This window comes from Taibaiella lutea, assembly GCF_008629695.1.
Lineage (GTDB): Bacteria > Bacteroidota > Bacteroidia > Chitinophagales > Chitinophagaceae > Taibaiella > Taibaiella lutea.
The window spans coordinates 192,183-210,414 of the sequence record NZ_VWSH01000001.1 but is presented as its reverse complement, the minus strand read 5'-3'; the positions used below and the strand labels follow the sequence as shown (position 1 = coordinate 210,414).

The window sequence follows — 18,232 nt, the reverse complement described above, 5'->3', positions numbered from 1 at the left end:
ATGAATATTCTGATGTTGGACCTTGTAGGTCAATATAATAAGATCAAAGCACAGGTGGATGCAGGTATTCAGAAGGTTATTGCTTCTGCAGCTTTTGTTAATGGGCCACAGGTAAAAGAGTTTGCGTCGCAGTTAGGCGCTTATCTTAGTGTGAAAAATGTTATTCCTTGTGCCAATGGAACCGATGCATTGCAAATTGCTCTAATGGCATTGGATTTACAGCCTGGAGATGAGATAATTGTACCCTGTTTTACATATGCTGCAACTACGGAAGTCATAGCACTATTAAAGTTGCAACCGGTAATGGTAGAAGTGGACGCGGATACATTTAACATAACGGCAGAATTAGTTGAAGCGGCTATTACACCAAAAACAAAAGCAATTGTTCCGGTGCATTTATATGGTCAATGCGTGGATATGGGGCCTTTATTAAAACTTGCTGAAAAGTATAATTTATATGTAATTGAAGATGCGGCTCAGGCTTTAGGTGCTGAATATACTTTTTCTGATGGCAGAATAGCAAAAGCCGGAACAATGGGTGATATTGGTTGTACTTCCTTTTTCCCTTCAAAGAATTTAGGTTGTTATGGAGATGGTGGTGCTTTGTTTACCAATAATGAAACATTGGCTGAAAAAATTAAAATGATAGCCAATCATGGTCAGCAAAAAAAATATTACCATGAAATAGTGGGCGTCAACTCACGATTGGATACAATACAGGCAGCAATTTTAGGGATAAAATTACAATATCTTGATGATTATGCGCGCACCAGAAATGTTGTAGCAGAGACATACGATAAGGCATTCAAAGAACTCGAATGGCTGGAAACACCTGCCCGTGTTATGAATTCTGATCATGTTTTTCATCAATATACATTAAAGTTGAAAAATGCATCAGACAGAGATTTGCTAAAATCACACCTTGAAATGGCAGGAATACCTTCTATGATTTATTATCCGTTGCCGCTTCATTTGCAACCGGCGTTCAAACAGGAAGGTTTAGAAAAAGGAGCATTTCCTGTATCTGAAGATCTTTGTACCAAGGTTTTATCCTTGCCTGTTCATACCGAAATGACGGATGAGCAATTAACTTATATCATTGATACATTGAATAGCTTTAAAAAAGGAAACTAACCCCATGGATTATTTTGTACATGAAACCGCTGTTATCGATGACGGATGCAATATAAAAGCCGGGGCTAAAATATGGCACTTTTGTCATATAATGCCAGGCTGTACTATTAACGAAGGTTGTAATATCGGACAAAATTGTGTCGTATTTCCAAACGTAGTTCTTGGGAAAAATGTAAAAGTGCAAAACAATGTATCTATTTACGAAGGTGTTATTTGTGAAGATGATGTATTCCTTGGTCCTTCTATGGTATTTACAAATGTTACTAACCCTCGGAGTGGCGTTAACCGCAGAGGGCAATATAGTCGTACCAAGGTAGGCAAAGGTGCAAGCATTGGCGCAAATGCTACTATCGTTTGTGGACATGACATTGGTCAATATGCGTTCATTGGTGCCGGAGCAGTAGTCACAAAAACAGTCCCCGACTATGCATTGGTGGTGGGCAACCCCGCAAAACAAATAGGCTGGATGAGTGAATACGGGCATCGGCTTGAATTTAACTCTGAAGGAATCGCAACATGTAAAGAATCGGGACAGGAATACCGTTTTACTGAAAATAAAGCGGTGATAAGAATAAAATAAACTGAATACCAATAACAAAACCAAAATTGCTTCATTATGGATACGTTGACTTTAATTCCTGAGGTTAAGAAAGGAATACGGATTCCGGATGCACTAACCAATAAAATAAGATATGCCGTTATCGGTTGCGGTCATATAGGAAAGCGCCATGCTGAAATGATAAGCCGCAATGCGGAAAGCGAATTAGTCGCCTTAATTGATGTAAAACCAAAAGAAAACCTGGCAATCGAAATTTTTGACGTACCATTTTTCAATTCTTTGGATGCATTTTTGGCATCAGGTATAGCGTGCGACATCGTGAACATTGCTTCTCCGAATGGTTTTCATGCAGAACAGGCATTAAAAGTATTAGATGCCAAAATGCATGTTGTGGTGGAAAAGCCTATGGCATTGAACCGTCAGGATGCTGAAAAAGTTATTTTTAAAGCTTTACAGGTACATCGTCAGGTTTTTGCAGTTATGCAGAACCGTTATTCACCACCTTCAGTCTGGATTAAAGAACTTATTGAAACAGGTAAATTGGGTGAAATATATATGGTGCAGTTAAATTGCTATTGGAATAGGGATGACAGATATTATAAGTCCGACTCATGGCACGGTAAGGCTGATTTGGACGGAGGCACACTGTTTACCCAGTTTTCGCACTTTATCGATATCATGTATTGGCTTTTTGGTGATATTAAGAATGTACAAGGTAAGTTTAATGATTTCAATCATAGTAATCTGACAGATTTTGAAGATAGTGGTTTTGTGAACTTTGACTTTGTAGATGGTGGAATGGGTAGTCTGAACTACTCTACATCAGTATGGAATACGAATCTTGAAAGCTCTATGACTATTATTGCGGAAAATGGTTCTGTAAAGATTGGAGGACAATATATGGATAAGGTGGAATATTGTCATGTCAGGGATTATGAAATGCCGAAACTTGCGCCTACAAATCCAGGTAATGATTATGGCGCCTATAAAGGTTCAGCAGCCAACCATCATTATGTTATTGAAAATGTCGCGGATGTTTTAAAGGGAAGGGGAGCAATATCTACCAATGCCTTGGAAGGATTGAAAGTGGTTGATATTATTGAGAAGATTTATAGTTTAAGATACTAATTGAAGCATTGAATCTTTACATATGCACGTATAGGTATGTGTATATGCTAACTGAATTAAATATCAAAATGAGCATTAAAAAGAAGGCCATATCCGGCCTTATTTGGACATTTACACAGCAAGTCAGTGTCCAGGGCATAAATGTAATTACAGGTTTAATACTTGCGCGTATATTAATGCCCGCCGAGTTTGGGCTAATTGGAATGTTAACTATTTTTATGGCCGTGGGAAATAGCCTGATGGATAGCGGAATGACATCTTCTCTGATTCGAAAATCTGATGCTGACCAGAAGGACTATTCTACAGTTTTTATGGTCAATATTATATTTAGCATTTTGTTGTATGTAATACTTTTCTTTTGTGCACCTTTGATAGCTTTATTCTTTAAGCAACCAGCGTTAACGTCTATAATGAGGGTTTATACTATAACCTTCATTATAACAGCTTTTGTGGGTGTGCAAACTACCAAATTGACGAAAGAAATGCGCTTTAAAGTTCAGATGTATATGCAATTGCCATCAGTTATTTTAGGAGGGATTGTAGGCATTTTTCTTGCGAAAAATGGATATGGAGTTTGGAGCCTGGTTTGGATGACAATAGTTCAATCCTTTTTATTTGCTTTGCAGCATTGGATTTTTGCAGGGTGGGTGCCTGATTTGAAAATTGATAAAGCATGTTTAAAATATCATCTTAATTTCGGCTATAAACTAACTTTTTCCGGGCTTTTAGATACTTTTTACAGCAATATTTATAATGTAATTATCGGACGTTTTTTTAATGCTTCTGAGCTTGGTTATTTTACAAGAGCGCAAAGTTTGCAAATGCTACCTGTAAGTAATATGTCACGTGCTTTGGAAAAAGTAACATATCCTATGTTTTCTGCAATAAAGGATGAAGGAAAATTGAAGAAGGCCTATCAAATGTTAATGCATCAGGTGATTTTTTGGATTGCTCCTTTAATGGTTCTACTGATAATTATTGCCAAGCCGTTATTTATTTTATTACTTACAAAAAAATGGTTACCATCTGTTCCTTTTTTTCAGCTTTTATGTATTAATGGTATCTTGTATCCATTCCATTCCTATAATCTCAATATTTTAAAAGTAAAGGGTAGATCAGATTTATTCTTGAGACTTGAAATTGTGAAGAAGCTTTTCATTACTGTTGGAATATTTTTTGCTGTATTTTGGGGTATTTATGCTTTATTAATTCTTCAGGTTATTACATCTATTTTTGCATTTGTGGTTAACACATGGTATAGTGGTAAATTTATTGACTACTCCGGTTGGGAGCAATTGAAAGAAATTGGGCCTACAATAATAATAGCCGGTATAATTGGAGCAATAGTTACACTTATAAATACATACTTATTTGTGCCCATGCATTTATCAAATCTGATAACAGTCCTAATACTTACAATTTTATACTATGCACTATTTTTTTTATATTCTTATTTTAGTAAAATGGCTGCTTTGAATGATTTCAGACAGTTAATACTCAAACGTGCATAATCCAAATTTAGAATGATACCAGTAACCAAACCATATTTACCTCCTAAAGAAGAATATCAGGAATATCTGAACGGCATTTGGCAAAGACAATGGCTTACCAACATGGGGCCGTTAGCAAATGATTTAGAACTCAGGTTGAAGGATTATCTAAATGTTCAACACTTACTTTTTGTGACTAATGGTACAATTGCTTTACAAATGGCAATAAAAGCTTTAGGTTTGAAAGGTGAGATTATTACAACCCCATTCTCTTTTGTTGCTACAACAAGTTGTATTGTATGGGAAGGCTGTCAACCGGTCTTTGTTGACATAGATAAAGATTCATTAAACATAGATCCATCAAAAATTGAAGCTGCTATAACTAATAAAACCAGTGCCATTTTAGCTACTCATGTTTATGGTAACCCCTGCGATGTTCTTGCTATAGAGGAAATTGCAAAAAAATATAACCTAAAAGTGATTTACGATGCAGCACATGCCTTTGGTGTTAAAATTCATGGTAAATCCATATTTGAATATGGTGATATTTCTACATGTAGCCTTCACGCAACAAAGTTATATCATTCTGGTGAAGGCGGGCTCATAATTACAAAATGCCCTGAATTATTAAAAAAGTTAGCTTTTATAAGAAACTTTGGTTTTAATGGGCCAGAGTCATTTGCTGAACTGGGAATTAATGGGAAGAATTCAGAATTCCATGCGGCTATGGGACTTGTAAATCTCGCACATATAAATGAGATTAATGATAAAAGGAAATTACTCACTGAATACTATAATTCTAAGTTAAAAGCATTTCAAGCAAGAATACCTACTTGGCACAAATATGCAACATTGAACTATGCTTATTATCCTTTAGTATTTAATGACGAAACTTTAATGTTAAAGTGTATAAAACATCTTAATTCAATGGAGGTTTTTACTCGGAGATATTTTTATCCTTCTTTAGCTGATTCATTGCCATTTATTGAACCTAAACCATTGGAAATTACAGACTTGATATCGAAGCGTGTTCTTTGTCTTCCACTATATTATGATTTGTCAATTGAGGAAGTTGATTTAATCTGCCGCTTACTTTTGAGAGTTCAAAATAATTAATTTTAAAATTTTCATATTGACTATTAGAACATTAATGTCAGTGGTGAATTAAGATATATCATTATGAAAATTGCAATAATGCAGCCATATGTCTTTCCGTATATTGGCTATTTTCAATTAATCAAAGAAGTCGATAAATTTATTTTTTATGATGATGTAAATTTTATTAAAAAGGGCTGGATAAACCGAAATCGTATTCTATCGAATGGAACAGATTTTATGTTTACTATACCATTAGAAAATGTAAGCCAATTTTCTAAAATTAAAGATATAGATATAGATACGGTAAATTTTATTGTTTGGAAAAATAAATTTCTTAAAACTATTGAAATAAATTATAAAAAAGCGCCATATTTTGTTGAGGTATTCAAATTAATTTCTGAAGTTATGGACCTTAATGGAAAGTATAGTATTTCTGATTTGGCAATAAAAAGTGTAATTAAAGTTTTGGAATATCTGAAAATTGAAACTCCATTAATTTTAAGTACTACAAAATATGACAATAATCATTTTTCAGGACAACAACGTATTTTAGATATATGTAAATACGAGGGGGCTGACCATTATATTAATCCAATTGGTGGTAAAGAGTTATATGATTCTGATTTTTTTAAAGGAGATAATATTCTAATAAATTTTATCAAAACGAAAGAAATTAAATACAATCAATTTAAACATCCTTTTGTATCAGGATTGAGTGTTATCGATGTTTTAATGTTCAATAATAAATCTGAAATTAATAATCTACTTCTAGAATTTGAATTAATATAATTGTAATGGATATTATTTACAAAAAGGAAACTGCAACCAGATTAGATATTTTGCAGCTTTTAGAACTTAGTTCAGAATATTTCTTTCCACCTTTATATAAAGAAGTAGATATAAAAGAATATGCTGAGAAAATCTTTTCTAAAGCTACCACTTTTGAAGCTTGGCACGATGATATCTTAGTAGGACTAATAGCGGTATATCTGAATGATAATGAAACTAACATTGGTTTTATTACTTCAGTTGTAGTAGCGCCTAAGTTTTTTTCACAAGGAATCGCTGGCAATCTTTTGGAAAATCTATTTGAACATGTTAAACAGATTAACTTTCGATCTATCAAATTGCAAGTTAGTAAAGATAATGAAACTGCCTTTCTTTTATATAAAAAGAAAGGATTTCAAACGGTTGATACAGAAGGATTGAAATATACTATGGAAATAAAATTATAATTTATTTTTGTTTTAAAACTCACTTAATCAATATTAAGTTATAAAATGTCCTCAGTAAGAATAGCCCATATATTTAGTGATGAAAAATTTATTGATTTGCACATAAAGATGTTTAGTGAAAGTAGTTTCATTAATACTTATTTTTATGTAAATAAATTAAATTTATATAAAGGAAATAATACTCCAAAGTTATTGTATTTAACACCGAATTTAAATGAACTATTTAATTTGGCTCGAAAGATTTCTAGTGAATATGATATCTTGTTTGTATATAATTTGAATGTTGAAAAAGCAAAAATTATTAATGCCATTGATTCATCTAGGCTAAAAATAATTTGGAATTTCTATGGAACTGAAATTTATAATATGCCTTCTGTAAGGAGTACATTTTTCAGTTTAAGTACCAAAACAATTTTGGAGAAAAAAATGTCTGAAAGTTTTATTTCTTCACTAAAATTTTCTGTCAAACAAGTTATTAGAGCGTTAAGACGAAAGGAATCAACAAGTGAGTTGATATATAGAGCAATGAAAAGAATTGATTATTTCACCTGGTATAGTGAAGAAGAATATAATTACCTGAATGAACTTTTAAAAAATAGATTGCCTCCATTTTTGAAACTATCTATTAATAATCGTTTAGAGCATATTGTGGCTAAGGAGGAAAAAAAATTAAGATTACTGATTGGCAACTCAAGAAGTCCCTTTAATAATCATATTGATATTTTAACAACGCTTGAGAACAATGCCTTCAACGGAGAAATCAATATTCCATTTAATTATGGATCTGATATAAATTATGCAAATAAATTGAAAGAGTATACAGCGGGTTTAAATATGAATGTTAACTTCCTTGAAACTTTCATGAAGTATGATGATTATATAGATTTTATAAATAGTCATTGTGCTGCTATATATAATTCTTACCGGCAAATGGCGCTTGGAAATATATTGATCGCTATTATGTGTGGATTGAAAGTTTATTTGAGCATTAAAAACCCTCTTTTTTTATGGTTTAAAAATAATAATTTTATAATATTTTCTATTGAAGGTGACTTGGAAGCTGACTTAAAAACATGTAATGTTTTCTTAGATAAGAAAACTGCTTTATGGAACATAAACGCACATAATGTGCTAACTCAGAAAGAACATAATGCAGCTTTTATGTGGACTATTGAGAATATGAATTAACTTCTTCGAGTAATGAAAGTATTGCAAATATCATCTGTATTTCCGGTTGAAGATAATCCGATTGATAATCCATACGTGAAAAATTTTTCAGAAAAAATTATAGCGAGGGATTCCTCAATCAAAATAGATATCATAAAACCGCAAGCATTTTTTCCCTCATGGTTGATGACTTTTGTTGCTAATAAAAGTAGTTGGAAAAATAGGCTTAAAATTATAAGTAAAAAATTATATAAAGATAAAAGTTTCAAAGTTCATATATTCCCTTATATTTCAATTGGAAGCATTTCTTTTTTACATTCTTTGTTTTGTTATTTTTATTCCCTTAAAATCGTTTCATTCTTAAAAAGGGAGGCTTTGGACGATTCTGATATTATTCATGCTCATTATTTATTTCCTGATGGTATTCTTGCTTATGCAATAAAGCGTAAACTTGGCATTCCGTATGTTCTGACTTTAAGACAAGAGTCGCGTTTTTTTAAGAACAGGTATTCTCGCTATTTAGCAAGAAAAATTATAACAAGAGCTTATGCAGTATCAACTCAGAGCTTTCAAATGCACGAACATTTAGAAAAGTTGGGATTTAATAGCGTAAAACTTTTGCCTACAGGTATTGACGAACGCTTTTTTGAAGTCAGAGAGCAAATAAAAACAGAAAGTAATAAAATCAGACTTGTTTCAGTTTGCAATTTATTACCAATAAAGAATCTAAAGTCCGTTCTTCTTGCCATATCTGCATTAGAAAACAAAACAAGATTAGAATATACTATATATGGCACAGGACCTTTGGAGAAAGAATTAAAAGAGCAAGCTAATGAGTTACATCTTTCAGAAATTGTAGTGTTCGGGGGGGCGATTCCAAATGGCGAACTACCCGATATCTTGCCTAATTTTGATGTATTTATTCAGCCTAGCTTTAAGGAAACATTTGGATTAAGTTATTTTGAAGCCTTAGCTTGTAATCTCCCGGTAATTATAACTGAAAATACAGGAGCATGGCCCTTAATTAAAGATTTGGGAGTTTCTTGGAAGGTTGACCCTTATAGTATTTCTTCTATTACGTATGTATTAAATGAGATAATAGAAAATAGAGATTTGGTGGCAGAGAAAGCAAAAATGTGTTTGTATGCCGCTAAAATTGCTTCATGGGAAAATTATTGTAATTACTTTTTAGAAAAATATAAGGCAGCTAAATGACAGTGAAAGGGGAAAATATTTTATTATTTCAACGAATCATACCTGAATATCGCAAAGCGATATTCAGGTATTTACACAATTCGCTTGGTATAATTGTTTGCTATAGTGATTATACAAAAGATATGAAATCGGTTTCTTTAGATTTCCCATCTGAAAATATTTCTAAAATATATTATGGAAAATCTCAAACAGCCATATTACAAAATCCTTTGCCGAAAATCTTTAAATATAAACCCAAAATTATTATTTCCGAAGGCTCGACCTCTTATGGTACGGTTTGGCTATTAGTATTATTTCGACTTTTTTTTCGGTATAAACTCATTATTTGGTCTCATGGTGTCAAAAGCCACCAGTCCAATGCACCATTTCAGGGATTTTCAGGTAAATTGAGATTATTCTTATTTAATACCGCAGATGCAATATTGTTATACTCTAAAACTCCATTGAAAGTTTTATCAGGAATTGTAAATAACCCTACCAAAATTTTCGTCGCTGAAAATTCTATAGATACAGATGCTATGAATCGTCTTTATCAAAAATTAAATGATAAAGGTAAATATGCAGTAAAAAGCGAACTTGGTTGGAAACATACTTATAATTTAATATTTGTCGGCAGATTATTGAAATCAAAAGGATTGCAACAAATTGTTGAAATTTTCGAGTTATTACCTGTGGATTTTGATACTGCTTTACATATTATTGGAGATGGGCCTGAAATGTCATTTATTAAGGAAAAGGCTATCCACAATAGTAAAATATTTTGTTATGGTGCTTGTTTTAATGATGAACAAATAGGAAAATATTTTTATGCTGCAGATTTGTTACTTATGCCTAAAGCAGTCGGCTTGACTATTGTGCATGCCTTTTCTTTTGGGTGTCCGATTGTGTCTTGTGAAAATGTACCAGGCGACAGTTTATCTCGCCATGGTCCGGAATTTGAATACCTGATAAATAATGTAAATGGTATAATTGTAGAGAACGATTCTATTTTAATAGCTTCGCAAATTGTCGAATTATTAAAAGATACAGAAAGATATGATTTTTTTTCAGAACAAGCTTTAAATATAGAAAAGAAAGTATCAATGGAGAAAATGAGCGAAGGTTTTAAAAATGCAATAAACTATTTAAGCAATAAATAATGAAATATAAAGACCTTAGATATTGGTTTAAGACAAAGAAACTACATGAGAAAATATTTTTATTTTTTATTGTTTTGAGGCCGATTGTAGAACCGTTTTTTTATCTTAAATCTTCTTCTCCACTATTATCTCCGTTATATTGGTTAGGTTTTTTGACGTTTATTGTTTCTATAATTGGCATATTCAAGTCGGCTAAAATAAAATCAAAATTTGATACTCCATTTCAATTTTGGAGCTTTTTAGTAATTGCAAATGTCTTTTTACTATATTTTACTTCAGATATATTAGATTTTATCTTTTTTGGATTAAAGCTTTCTTACCCTGTATTGGTATTTTTTCTCTTGAGGACGATAATTAAATCTCGAATTGATTTATATGGCATATTAACTTTATTTCTTTATGCCAGTATATTATCTATGTTTTGGTTTGTATTCGATATAGCGCATTATGGAAGCAATCTGAGAGATGGAAGTAGTTTCGCAGATATTGTTAATTATGGGTTTTACGCCAATTTTGGTCTCATAATTTTGCTATATTTTAATTTTAAGAAAAAAAGTAAAGAGATAAATTTCATGAATGTGAATTCTAAGATGCTGATTGTAGGATTTATTTTTGCAATACTTTGTATATTGAGCATCAGACACATGGCATCAATAGCAGTCGTTATTTGTGTCAGCTTTATTTTCGTATTTTACCTGTCAAAGAAAAAAGCAGGTGTTGCAGTTGGTTTTATTGTAATCGCTGTTGCCTTTCTTGCCTTATTTGGTAGTACCATATATTCGGAGGTGATTCAACCAAGGATAAATAATGAAATAGAAGTTGCACAAGGAGATAGGGAAGAAAGTCAGGCGTTGCATGGCCGCATGAGTAGATGGGAAGACCGTGCAAATGACTTTGCTGAAGCAGGGTTAGTACCTCAGCTTGTTGGTTATCCGTTTACAATATCTTATTCAAATCACATGATAGGTGTTACGCCACATAATGACTTTCTGAGAATTCTGTTCTTTACAGGAATAATTGGGATAATAATCTATGTTTATTTTATTGGTAGAATTTTTCTCCGTATTAGAGCATTGCCTTTGTCAGAGAAATATTTGGCAACTGCTGCAATGGTAACGTATGTACTATACTCCATTTCAACAGTTCCTACATTTTACCCTGGCTTTAATAATTTTTCTTTTACAATAATTGCTTTTATTTCATTGCCCAAAAAAATACTTAAAAGTGCCTGATAAAAAAATTTTAATTGTTGGGAAGAATCCACCACCATATTTTGGAACTACAGTTTGGTTCCAAAGTTTACAGAATACCTTATGGCCATCTGAATTTGAAATGCTTTGGTTTAATAACAATATCCATTCATCATTTTCTACGTTAGGAAAGCTTGGGTTTAAAAGCATAATTAATAATATCAGGTTATACAATGCCTTTCGGACTTTTATAAAAAAAAATAAACCCGATTTGATATTAATTCCTATGAGCCAGGCTACGTTAGGCTTTATTAAAGATTCAATTTTTATTAAAATTGCAAAAAAAAATGCACCTACGTTACTTATGCTTCATGGGGCAAATTGGATAAATTGGTTAAAAAAATCTTCACTCACCTTAAATAATTATGTCAGAAGTACATTAAAGGATACCATTGGTGCGATTGTCCTTGGAGAAAATTTAAAATATCTTTTTGAAGAATTTTACAAAAAAGATTTAATTTTTTCCGTTCCTAATGGCTTAGATGTAGATTTCATTACTAAAAATAAGTCAGCATCAGATAAGATGGTAATTACCTATTTAGGTAATCTGCAGCCATCCAAAGGTATCAAATCTGTTATTGAAGCTGCTTGTAAGCTTCAGGAAGCCAATATTAATTATCATTTAAAGGTGATCGGACAATGGAGAGATGAAGAGACCAAGGAATATTGTGAATCTTTGGTTAAATCCAATAGTCTTTCTGTTAAATTTTATGGACCACTTTATGATGCTGCAAAATTAGAAGAGCTATATAGTTCTGACATTTTCCTTTTTCCACCCAATATGCCAGAAGGCCATCCAATAGTCTTAATTGAGGCTATGGCTGCCGGTTTGCCAATTATCGCCACAAATCAAGGCGCAATTTCCGAATCGGTTACGAATGGGGAAAATGGTTATATAGTAGAATCTAACAATCCGGTTCAAATTGCTGAGAAGCTGATATATCTTTACGAAAATCCTTTAGTAAGAAAACAAATGGGCTTTAAAAGTCAGGAAAAATATATTGAAGCATTTACTTCTGCTAAAATGATCCAAAATTTCAGTAAGGTTTTTAATCAAATCTTACAAAAAAAATAAAACCATATACCAAACATGGAACAATTAGTACAACAACTTAAATCAGGAAAAATGGAAATATTGGAAGTCCCTTTTCCTGCCTTGGCTCCGGGACAAATTTTGGTTCGAAATCATTATTCTGTTATTAGTGCAGGCACAGAAGGAAAGACAGTTACAGACGCAAGGAAAGGTTATATAGCAAAAGCACGCAGCCGCCAGAAAGAAGTAAAACAGGTTATAGAAATGGTTAAGCTCAATGGCTTAATCTCCACTTATAAATTTGTAATGAACAAATTGGATGCACCTTCTGCTTTGGGTTACAGTACCTCCGGTGAAGTAATAGCAGTTGCCTCTGATGTTACAGAATATAAAGTGGGCGACTATGTTGCATGCGGTGGCGCAAGCGCATCTCACGCAGATGTAATAGCTGTTCCTGTAAATCTGGTCGCCAGGATTCCTGAAAACGTGGAAGTAAAGCAAGCTGCATTTAGCACAATAGCAGCAATTGCTATTCAAGGTATTCGTCAGGCCGATTTAAGATTAGGTGAAAACTGTTTGATAATAGGAATGGGGTTGATCGGACAACTCACGGCAAAGATTTTAAGCGCCTCAGGTGTAAGAACTATAGGCGTTGATGTTTCCGATATTCAAATTAAGCAGGCTATAGACAGTGGTATTGAAAACGTTTTTAATCGAAATACGCCTGGCATCGAAGATATTATTGCAAAGTTCAGTAATGGCTATGGAGTAGATGCTATTATTATAACGGCAGGTACTTCATCTTTGGATCCTGTTGAGCTTGCAGGTAAGGCAGCCCGTAAAAAGGCTAAAGTTGTGATTGTCGGGGCTGTTCCTACTGGTTTTGATAGGGTAAATTATTACAAAAAAGAACTGGATCTGAGGATGTCAATGTCTTATGGGCCGGGCCGTGGTGATATTAACTATGAAGAAAAGGGACAGGATTATCCTATTGGTTATGTGCGCTGGACAGAGAAAAGAAACATGCTAAGTTTCTTGGATTTATTGGCAGCTGGAAAATTGGACATCAGTAATTTCATTTCGCATTCCTACAATTTGGAAAATGCTCCTGATGCCTATGATATGATTTTATCCAAAAATGAACCATTTAATGGCATTGTGATAGAATATGATAAAGGTAGGGAAATTAAAAAGAGGATTGAGCTTAGGCAAACTGTAGTGAACCCTGCAGAACCGAACGTAGGAATGATTGGCGCAGGTAATTTCGCGCAAGGCACCCTTATGCCGCAAATGAAGGGAAGATGCAATTTTATAGGTATTGCAACAGCTCGCGGAAATATGTCAAAATATACGGGAACGAAATATGACTTTAGTTACTGCGCAGAATCTGCCGAAGAATTATTTCAGGACGTAAAAATCAATACGATTTTTATAACGACAAGGCATAATTCTCATGCAGAATATGTTATTAAAGCTATTGAAAGCGGCAAACATGTTTTTGTCGAAAAGCCTTTGGCAATGAATGAACAAGAGCTGGAAGCAATAAAGGAAGCTCATGATAGTGCAACAAAGGCAGGCAAAAACATATTTGTTATGGTTGGATTCAATAGACGTTTTGCGCCGGCAATCCTATCAGTCCGGAAGATGTTTGTTAAAGAGCAGGCAAAGTCTATAAATATAAGAGTCAATTCAGGTGTTATGCCGGCCGATCATTGGGTAAATGATCCTGAAATTGGCGGAGGTCGTATTATTGGAGAAGGATGTCATTTTATTGATCTGGCTATGTTTCTCGCAGGAGCTGAAATTACATCAGTATCGGCTGTTGCCATGATTGATCCAAACGGATTAAACAATACAGTGGTTGTAAACATGGAATTTGAAAATGGTAGTGTTGCTTCGGTTAATTACTTTGCAAATGGTAGTAAGGCTCTTTCAAAAGAGCTTATAGAAGTATTCTGTGGTGGAACAGTTGTCAAAATTGACGATTTCAAGACAATGACGGTTTATAACAAAGCTGAAAAAACAACCAAATACAAAGGTCAGGATAAAGGTCATGCAAATGAAGTACATGCTTTTCTGGATGCGATTAAGAACGGCTCACCACAGCCTATACCCTTTGAAGAATGTATGCTAAGTTCATTGGCAACCATTAAAATATTGCAAAGTATTAAAGAGAACAGGAAAATACAAATGAAATGACATCATTAGAAAGTGCAGTATTTAAACTGAAATCTTTTATTGAAAAAGAAGAATACAAAGGACATGATCCGTATGATGCCCTTAAATCTCCGTTTTTTAGGTTGCCCGGTTTAAAATCATCAAAATTAATAAGATTCGGAGCACAACAGTTCTTAAAGAGAATTCCCGTTAACCTTAGACCAATTCTTTTGGTGCCTAAAGGCAACAACCCCGTAACAATAGGTCTGTGTATACAGGCCTATGCATATCTGATAATGTCGAACCCGCAGGTGAAAGCGGAACTTATCGGAAAGATTGAATATTTATTGTCAGAACTTGAATTGCTGATTCCTGAAGGTTTTTCCGGAGCTTGTTGGGGATACGACTTTGATTGGGAAGCACGCAGGGCAAACATTCCTGCCTACCAGCCTACAGTAGTTGCAACCGGGATCATTACAAATGGATTATTTGAATGCTGGAAGATAACAGGCATTCAAAAATGTGCAGATTTGGTTGTTAGTTCTTCTCAGTTTGTACTGAGGGATTTAAACAGAACGGAAGGAGAACATGGCTTTTGCTATTCTTATTCCCCTTTTGATAAACAAGTTGTTTTAAATGCCTCGATGAAAGGTGTGAGAATTCTGGCGCAGACTTTTGCAATTAATAAGGATAAATCACTCCTTAATCATGCATTACCAGCTGTTGCATTTGTTTTGAATTTTCAGCAGCCTAATGGAGCTTTTAATTATTCAGATAAAGGTAACTGGGTAGATAATTATCATACAGGCTACGTTTTAGATTGTTTGGATGAGTTTATTACTCACTTTGATACATCCTCATACAACGAGCAGTTAAGAAAAGGTTTTGATTATTATAAAAATACCTTTTTTTCCGGTAATGGAAGACCCTACTTTTATTCTCATAAGCATTATCCTGTTGATTGTACAGCCGCAGGGCAATCACTGCTTACTTTATCTCGTTTTGGGGAAAAAGATAAGGCTATGTTAGTGGCTGATTGGATGGTGAAAAATATGCAGGCTCCAAATGGAGGATTCTATTTTAGGAAATTTAAAAACTACATTATTAAAACTTCATTTATGAGGTGGTCAAATGCCTGGATGTTCGCAGGAATGGCATATGCATTATCGAATAGAAATAATAATTAAATGAATATACTTTTTCACCTCGGGCATCCGGCTCATTTTCATCTTTTCAAAAATGTAATCTTTAATCTTCGTTCACGTGGTGATAAAGTATTGGTAGTAATAAAGAAAAAAGATGTCTTGGAAGAGCTGTTGAAAGCAACGGACATAGAATATCTGAACATATTGCCGGATGGTAGAAAAGATGGCAAGCTACACGTTGCCATAGGACAGTTGAAGCAGGATTTGAAATTATGGCAAGTTTGTTTGAAATTTAAGCCGGACCTTTTAGCAGGCACCTCTGTTGCCATTTCTCATGTTGGCAAATTTTTAGGCATCCCCTCCATTAATGTCAATGAAGATGATGCGGAGATTGTCCCGCTTTATGCAAAGTTGGCTTATCCTTGGGCAACGCGCATCATTGCTCCGGAAGTATGTTCCGTAGGTAAATGGGAGAATAAAAAAGTGCCATATAAAGGTTATCATGAATTGGCTTACCTACACCCCAATCATTTTACACCTTCCGAAGAAATAGCTTCAAAATATTTAAATACAAAGGAAAAGTACTTCATTCTTCGCTTTGCTAAATTGACGGCACATCATGATGATGGAATCAAAGGAATTACCAACACAATCGCTTTAAAAATAATTGATATTTTGTCGAAACATGGCAAAGTGTTTATTACAAGTGAACGTGAATTAGGGCAGGAACTTGAACCATACAGGCTTGCTGTTAAACCTATTGATATGCATCATGTAATGGCCTTTACCGAATTATACATCGGTGATAGCCAGACAATGGCTGCTGAAGCAGGTGTATTAGGAATACCGTTTATAAGATTTAATGATTTTGTAGGTAAAATCAGTTATCTCAAACAATTGGAAGAAAAATATAAACTGGGCTATGGTATCAGGCCTGCTGATGAAGCGGCTATGTATGAAAAAGTTTCAGAAATATTATCACTACCAAATCTCAAAGCTACTTTTCAACAAAGAAGGACCGAAATGCTGAATGATTGTATTGATTTAGCTGAATTCTTAACTGATTATATTATAAACTATTCTTTGCCAAATAAAAAGTAAATAAGTATTCGTACCAAAATGATTAAAATAATATCAGTAGTCGGAGCAAGGCCTAATTTTATGAAAATTGCGCCTTTTATTCATGCAATCAATCGCTATAATGCGATAAATGAAGACAGAATTGAGCATATACTTGTACATACAGGACAGCATTATGACGACCGTATGTCAAAAACATTTTTCGAATCATTGAATATTCCCGACGCAGATATAAACCTGGGAATTGGTTCCGGCACGCATGCCGAACAGGTGGGAAACACAATGATAGCTTTTGAACAAGTATTATTGGAAGAAATGCCAGATTGGGTAGTTGTTTTAGGTGATGTAAATGCTACATTGGCCTGTTCTGTAACCGCCAAAAAGCTTAAAATAAAAGTATGCCATATTGAAGCAGGTTTGCGTTCGATGGATATGGATATGCCGGAAGAAATAAACAGGCTTGTCACAGACAGGCTTTCTGATTTGCTATTGACTCCTGATAAAATGGCCGTGGATAATTTGGTTAAAGAAGGCGTGCAGGCAAAAAATATTGAATTTGTTGGTAATATCATGATTGATACGCTTGAAGAACACAGAGAGCAGGCTTCGAAAATAAAAATAGAAGATATAATCAGGGAAAACAAGATCAACGATACAGAATATCAGGATGCTCTGAAGAAAGAGTTTGCTGTAGTTACTTTACATAGGCCATCTAATGTAGATAATGAAAAAGTGTTTGTTGCATTGGTTAATTTCCTTTTAAATGAAGTGACCACTCAGATGGAAATCGCATGGGCCGTTCATCCAAGAGCCGAAAAGCAATTAAAAGCTTTTGGTTTATGGAATAAGCTGATTTCAAATAAGCGTACCGTTTTATTACATCCTTTGGCATATCATGACATGTTACGCTTGAATATGGGCGCAAAGCTGATGTTAACAGATAGCGGCGGGCTCCAGGAAGAATGCACGGTGCTGGGTACTCCGTGCCTTACAATGCGATGGAATACGGAACGACCGGTTACACTTAAAGAACATGGTGGCCTGAGTGTATTGGTAGGCAATAACATTGACAGGATCAGGAAAGAATTTGAAGTTGTATATAATACACAAACTCAGCCAGTTTTTCCGGAACTATGGGATGGTAAAACAGCTGAAAGATGTTTAAATGCAATATTAAGGTTTGAGATGTAATACGTCAAAACCTTCTAATAAACAAAAATTGTCTTACATTTCTTAGATTTAACATTGTACACAGTTATGTTTCAATTTGTTTATTTTAAATTAACCTAATTTTATTACCTTTGCACGAAATGACAATTACTTCTGACCAAAGTAATTTAAGTAAGCCATAAAATTAACCATAAGATTTTTTTCATCATATACGGCTAACAGGTATATGGAT

The 18,232-nt window shown here is 33.9% G+C and carries 16 protein-coding genes; all 16 read left to right on the top strand.

Annotation, left to right across the window (positions count from 1 at the left end; all coding sequences use genetic code 11):
- Positions 1 to 1,134 carry a DegT/DnrJ/EryC1/StrS family aminotransferase gene (locus tag F0919_RS00905; RefSeq protein WP_150030830.1) on the top strand — a complete coding sequence of 378 codons (1,134 nt, stop codon included), beginning with the start codon at positions 1 to 3 and terminating at the stop codon, positions 1,132 to 1,134.
- A gap of 4 nt (positions 1,135 to 1,138) precedes the next feature.
- Complete coding sequence (locus F0919_RS00900; protein WP_150030829.1) at positions 1,139 to 1,714, top strand: acyltransferase; 576 nt, start codon at positions 1,139 to 1,141, stop codon at positions 1,712 to 1,714.
- Between the two features lie 36 nt (positions 1,715 to 1,750).
- Entirely contained in the window at positions 1,751 to 2,821 is a 1,071-nt protein-coding gene (locus F0919_RS00895) for a Gfo/Idh/MocA family protein (protein WP_150030828.1), read from the top strand.
- Between the two features lie 68 nt (positions 2,822 to 2,889).
- Positions 2,890 to 4,332, top strand: coding sequence for a lipopolysaccharide biosynthesis protein (locus F0919_RS00890; RefSeq protein ID WP_150030827.1), 1,443 nt, complete (start codon positions 2,890 to 2,892; stop codon positions 4,330 to 4,332).
- A 12-nt stretch (positions 4,333 to 4,344) separates the two neighbouring features.
- Positions 4,345 to 5,427, top strand: coding sequence for a DegT/DnrJ/EryC1/StrS family aminotransferase (locus F0919_RS00885; protein ID WP_150030826.1), 1,083 nt, complete (start codon positions 4,345 to 4,347; stop codon positions 5,425 to 5,427).
- 63 nt (positions 5,428 to 5,490) lie between these two features.
- On the top strand, positions 5,491 to 6,198 hold the full coding sequence (locus F0919_RS00880; protein ID WP_150030825.1) for a WbqC family protein: 708 nt from the start codon (positions 5,491 to 5,493) through the stop codon (positions 6,196 to 6,198).
- Between the two features lie 5 nt (positions 6,199 to 6,203).
- On the top strand, positions 6,204 to 6,644 hold the full coding sequence (locus F0919_RS00875; RefSeq protein ID WP_150030824.1) for a GNAT family N-acetyltransferase: 441 nt from the start codon (positions 6,204 to 6,206) through the stop codon (positions 6,642 to 6,644).
- A gap of 45 nt (positions 6,645 to 6,689) precedes the next feature.
- Positions 6,690 to 7,832: a TDP-N-acetylfucosamine:lipid II N-acetylfucosaminyltransferase gene (locus tag F0919_RS00870; protein ID WP_150030823.1), complete on the top strand. Its 1,143-nt coding sequence runs from the start codon at positions 6,690 to 6,692 to the stop codon at positions 7,830 to 7,832.
- Positions 7,833 to 7,844: 12 nt separating this feature from the next.
- A complete protein-coding gene (locus tag F0919_RS00865; RefSeq protein WP_150030822.1) occupies positions 7,845 to 9,026 on the top strand; it encodes a glycosyltransferase in 1,182 nt (393 codons plus the stop codon).
- A complete protein-coding gene (locus F0919_RS00860) occupies positions 9,023 to 10,165 on the top strand; it encodes a glycosyltransferase (RefSeq protein ID WP_150030821.1) in 1,143 nt (380 codons plus the stop codon). The genes F0919_RS00865 and F0919_RS00860 overlap by 4 nt, the downstream gene beginning before the upstream one ends.
- Complete coding sequence (locus tag F0919_RS00855) at positions 10,165 to 11,397, top strand: O-antigen ligase family protein (protein ID WP_150030820.1); 1,233 nt, start codon at positions 10,165 to 10,167, stop codon at positions 11,395 to 11,397. Before F0919_RS00860 ends, F0919_RS00855 begins: the two co-directional genes overlap by 1 nt.
- Positions 11,390 to 12,490 (top strand): glycosyltransferase family 4 protein, encoded by a 1,101-nt coding sequence (locus F0919_RS00850; RefSeq protein WP_150030819.1) that lies wholly within the window; start codon positions 11,390 to 11,392, stop codon positions 12,488 to 12,490. Before F0919_RS00855 ends, F0919_RS00850 begins: the two co-directional genes overlap by 8 nt.
- A 15-nt stretch (positions 12,491 to 12,505) precedes the next feature.
- Positions 12,506 to 14,647, top strand: a complete 2,142-nt coding sequence (locus tag F0919_RS00845) for a bi-domain-containing oxidoreductase (protein ID WP_150030818.1) — start codon at positions 12,506 to 12,508, stop codon at positions 14,645 to 14,647.
- The gene (locus tag F0919_RS00840; protein WP_150030817.1) at positions 14,644 to 15,792 is read left to right on the top strand and encodes a prenyltransferase/squalene oxidase repeat-containing protein; all 1,149 of its coding nucleotides are present in this window, start codon (positions 14,644 to 14,646) and stop codon (positions 15,790 to 15,792) included. The genes F0919_RS00845 and F0919_RS00840 overlap by 4 nt, the downstream gene beginning before the upstream one ends.
- Complete coding sequence (locus F0919_RS00835) at positions 15,793 to 16,851, top strand: DUF354 domain-containing protein (protein ID WP_150030816.1); 1,059 nt, start codon at positions 15,793 to 15,795, stop codon at positions 16,849 to 16,851.
- Between the two features lie 18 nt (positions 16,852 to 16,869).
- Positions 16,870 to 18,021, top strand: coding sequence for a non-hydrolyzing UDP-N-acetylglucosamine 2-epimerase (gene wecB, locus F0919_RS00830; RefSeq protein WP_216629349.1), 1,152 nt, complete (start codon positions 16,870 to 16,872; stop codon positions 18,019 to 18,021).
- Positions 18,022 to 18,232: the final 211 nt, after the last annotated feature.

Coding starts and splice junctions, on each gene's coding strand:
- F0919_RS00905 (WP_150030830.1), top strand. CDS start 1: ATGAATATTCTGATGTTGGACCTTGTAGGTCAATATAATAAGATCAAA.
- F0919_RS00900 (WP_150030829.1), top strand. CDS start 1,139: ATGGATTATTTTGTACATGAAACCGCTGTTATCGATGACGGATGCAAT.
- F0919_RS00895 (WP_150030828.1), top strand. CDS start 1,751: ATGGATACGTTGACTTTAATTCCTGAGGTTAAGAAAGGAATACGGATT.
- F0919_RS00890 (WP_150030827.1), top strand. CDS start 2,890: ATGAGCATTAAAAAGAAGGCCATATCCGGCCTTATTTGGACATTTACA.
- F0919_RS00885 (WP_150030826.1), top strand. CDS start 4,345: ATGATACCAGTAACCAAACCATATTTACCTCCTAAAGAAGAATATCAG.
- F0919_RS00880 (WP_150030825.1), top strand. CDS start 5,491: ATGAAAATTGCAATAATGCAGCCATATGTCTTTCCGTATATTGGCTAT.
- F0919_RS00875 (WP_150030824.1), top strand. CDS start 6,204: ATGGATATTATTTACAAAAAGGAAACTGCAACCAGATTAGATATTTTG.
- F0919_RS00870 (WP_150030823.1), top strand. CDS start 6,690: ATGTCCTCAGTAAGAATAGCCCATATATTTAGTGATGAAAAATTTATT.
- F0919_RS00865 (WP_150030822.1), top strand. CDS start 7,845: ATGAAAGTATTGCAAATATCATCTGTATTTCCGGTTGAAGATAATCCG.
- F0919_RS00860 (WP_150030821.1), top strand. CDS start 9,023: ATGACAGTGAAAGGGGAAAATATTTTATTATTTCAACGAATCATACCT.
- F0919_RS00855 (WP_150030820.1), top strand. CDS start 10,165: ATGAAATATAAAGACCTTAGATATTGGTTTAAGACAAAGAAACTACAT.
- F0919_RS00845 (WP_150030818.1), top strand. CDS start 12,506: ATGGAACAATTAGTACAACAACTTAAATCAGGAAAAATGGAAATATTG.
- F0919_RS00840 (WP_150030817.1), top strand. CDS start 14,644: ATGACATCATTAGAAAGTGCAGTATTTAAACTGAAATCTTTTATTGAA.
- F0919_RS00835 (WP_150030816.1), top strand. CDS start 15,793: ATGAATATACTTTTTCACCTCGGGCATCCGGCTCATTTTCATCTTTTC.
- wecB (WP_216629349.1), top strand. CDS start 16,870: ATGATTAAAATAATATCAGTAGTCGGAGCAAGGCCTAATTTTATGAAA.